This is a genomic window from Streptomyces calidiresistens, from assembly GCF_014141525.1.
GTDB classification, from domain to species: domain Bacteria; phylum Actinomycetota; class Actinomycetes; order Streptomycetales; family Streptomycetaceae; genus Streptomyces; species Streptomyces calidiresistens.
Window position 1 is genome coordinate 1 of record NZ_VKHS01000681.1, and the last position, 2,958, is coordinate 2,958.

At 72.6% G+C, this 2,958-nt stretch carries 3 protein-coding genes; 2 read left to right on the forward strand and 1 reads right to left on the reverse strand.

What is annotated here, in order from left to right; genetic code table 11:
• Positions 1-66 precede the first annotated feature (66 nt).
• Together FOE67_RS21380 and FOE67_RS21385 are read left to right on the forward strand one after the other, a co-directional pair.
• Entirely contained in the window at positions 67-603 is a 537-nt protein-coding gene (locus tag FOE67_RS21380; RefSeq protein ID WP_182666467.1) for a GNAT family N-acetyltransferase, read from the forward strand.
• A 44-nt stretch (positions 604-647) separates the two neighbouring features.
• Complete coding sequence (locus FOE67_RS21385) at positions 648-1,121, forward strand: NUDIX hydrolase (RefSeq protein ID WP_182666468.1); 474 nt, start codon at positions 648-650, stop codon at positions 1,119-1,121.
• 56 nt (positions 1,122-1,177) lie between these two features.
• Here the strand turns inward: FOE67_RS21385 and FOE67_RS21390 are convergent.
• On the reverse strand, positions 1,178-2,958 hold a 1,781-nt coding region (locus FOE67_RS21390; RefSeq protein WP_228474143.1), incomplete at its 5' end, for a family 43 glycosylhydrolase.

Genomic DNA, 2,958 nt, shown 5'->3' on the forward strand with positions numbered 1-2,958 from the left:
GGTGCGGGGGTGGCCGCGGGCGATAAACGTGTTGCGTGCCGCGAGGGTCGGGGCCATCGTTCGGGCATGGCGACGGAGCGGCGGCACGCCGAGTGGCGAATACGGGACTATCGGTCCGAGGACTGGGCGGCGATCGAGCGGATCCACGACGCGGCCCGCCTCGATGAGTTGAAGGCCACCGTGGGAGTGGAAGCCTTCCTCACCCTGGCCGAGACCTACGAGAACGAGGGGCTCTTCGACGGCCGGGTCTGGGTCGCCGAGGGCCCCGGCTCGGGTACGGATCCGGAGGTGGTGGGCTTCGTGGCGCTGGAGGACGACGAGGTGTCCTGGCTCTACGTGGATCCCGCCCGGTACGGGCAGGGCGCCGGTGGTGCGCTGTTGCGGCACGCCGTGGCGCAGGCGGGTGAGCGGGTGGAGACCTCGGTGTTGGCCGGGAACGAGCGCGCGATCGGCTTGTACCAAAAGGTCGGCTTCACGATCGTGGAGACCAGGAGCGGCAAGCTGGTGGGCAACGAGAGCTTTCCGGCGACCGGCCACATCATGGAGTACCGCAAGCCGGCCGGCCAGGCCGTGCGGTCCCGGGGCGGGGGCCCGGAAGACTGAGGCGGACCGGGCGGGCGGCCCCGTCGCGCCCGTAGGCTGAGCCGATGGCGACTCCGGATTTCATCCTCGCGCTGCGCGAGAAAATCGGCAACGACCCGCTGTGGTTGCCCGGTGTGACGGCCGTGGTCCTGGACGGGGACCGGGCGCTGATGGTGCGCCGGGCGGACAACGGTGCCTGGACCCCGGTGACCGGCATCGTGGATCCGGGGGAGGAGCCGGCGGACGCGGCCGTCCGGGAGGTGCTGGAGGAAGCGGGCGTGGTGGCGGTGCCCGAGCGCCTGGCCTCGGTGAGGGTCACCGATCCGGTGGTGTACGACAACGGGGACCACGCGCGGTACCTGGACCTGACGTTCCGCTGCCGGTGGGTCTCGGGCGAGCCGCATCCGGCGGACGGGGAGAACACCGAGGCGGGGTGGTTCCCGCTGGACGGGTTGCCGCCGATGACGGCGGGGATGCGGGCGCGCGTCGCGGCGGCGGTGGCCGAGGAGCCGGCGGCGCGGTTCCGTTTCTCGGGCTGACGGGTGTGGCGGAGAGGGGCGGGGTGGAGCACCCCGCCCCTCACACCCGTCGCCCATCACCCCCCGACGGGGGCGATGGGGTCGATGCCGCGCAGGGTGGGGGTGACGGGCCGCAGGCGTCCGTCGACGGTGAACCGCAGCCGGTCCAGGCACACCTCGCGGTGGGTGCCGTCGCCGCCGGGGCGGGCGAAGCGGTGGTAGGCGAGGTACCACTCGTCGCGGCCGGGGACGCGGACCACGGCCTGGTGGCCGGTGCCCATGATCCATCGCTCGGGGTCCTTGGTGAGCAGCGGCGTGGCGGCGCGGGTGAAGGGCCCGAGGGGGTGGTCGGCGACGGCCCAGGCGACTTGGTAGTCGGGGCTGCGGGTGTCGTTCTCGGACCAGGTGAGGTAGTAGCGGCCCTGGCGTTCGAAGACGTCGGGGGCCTCGTTGTACCCGTCGGGGGTGATGTCGACGGGCTGCCCGTCGAAGGAGGTCATGTCGGCGCCCAGGCGCACGGCCCGGCAGCGTCCCTGGCCGAAGTAGAGGTGGGCGGTGCCGTCGGCGGAGACCAGGACGGCGGGGTCGATGGACTGGTGGCCGTAGGCGTCGCGGGCGACCAGGGGCTTGCCGAGGGCGTCGACGAACGGCCCGGTGGGGGAGTCGGCGCGGGCGACGCCGATCTGCTGGTCGGCGCAGAAGTACATCCAGTGGACGCCGTCGCGTTCCACCACGGCGGGTGCCCAGGCGCGGCCCTCGGCCCAGTCGACGTCGGCGAGGTCGAGGACGGTGCCGTGGTCGGTCCAGTGGACGAGGTCGGTGGAGGAGAAGACGCCGAATGAGGTGCTGCCCCAGTCGGCGATGCCGTCGGTGGTGGGGTACATCCAGAACCGGCCGGCGGAGTGCAGGACGGCGGGGTCGGCGTGGTAGCCGGGGAGGACGGGGTTGGTGTCCCCGGGCAGGAGGTCGGCGGTCTCCCGCCACACCGAGCCGTGCCGCACGGTGCCCGACAGGCGGGGGAGTTCGCGCGGTGGGGTCCAGTGGGTGAGGTCCGGGCTGTCGCTCCAGTAGTGGCGGCCCTCGAGGTAGGAGTCGAGGAACATCCGGAAGCCGCCGTCGTCGAGGCGGAAGACGGTCTGTCCCTCCAGGGGTTCCCCGTTCGGGGGGACGGGGGCGGCGTTGTCCAGGAGGTTCCAGGGGCCGGTGATGTGGCGGGCGACGGCGTGTTCGACGCGTTCGGCGGTGGCGTCCTTGACGAAGGCGTGGAAGCGGCCGTCGCGGTGGACGACGCAGGTGTCGATCCACCCGTTGCGGTGGTCGGCCTCGTCGGGGTGGAGTCCGGCCAGGGGGACGGGGTCGGTCCAGCGGGTGAGGGTGTCGTCGAGGGCGGTGAGCACGTAGGGCTGGAAGCCGGTGGCGGAGGTCTGGTCGGCGGATATGGAGACGATGATCCGCAGCCGGCCGTCGGGGTGCTCGGTGAAGAACTCGGGGGCCCAGGTGTTGTGGCAGGGCACGCCGTGTTCGATGTCGGCGACGTGGTGCCAGTTCAGGCGGTCCTCGCTGGAGATGATGCCGAAGGTGCCGCCCTCCCAGGCGGTGGTGTGGGCGATCCACCAGCGGCCGGCGCGGTGGATGACGGAGGGGTCGCGCAGGATGCCGTTCGCCGGGGTGTACGCGGCCGGGGCCAGGTCGTGGAAGTGCACGCCGTCGTCGGAGCCGTAGAGGTACAGGGTGCGTTCGCTCGCGTTGGTGAAGGCGGCGAACAGGTGGCGGGAGGTGATCCGGCGGGACACGGGCTCTCCATCGGAAGGGCTGGGGCGTGCTGGTGGGGCGTCGTCGGGGTGGCGCGTTGTCGGGG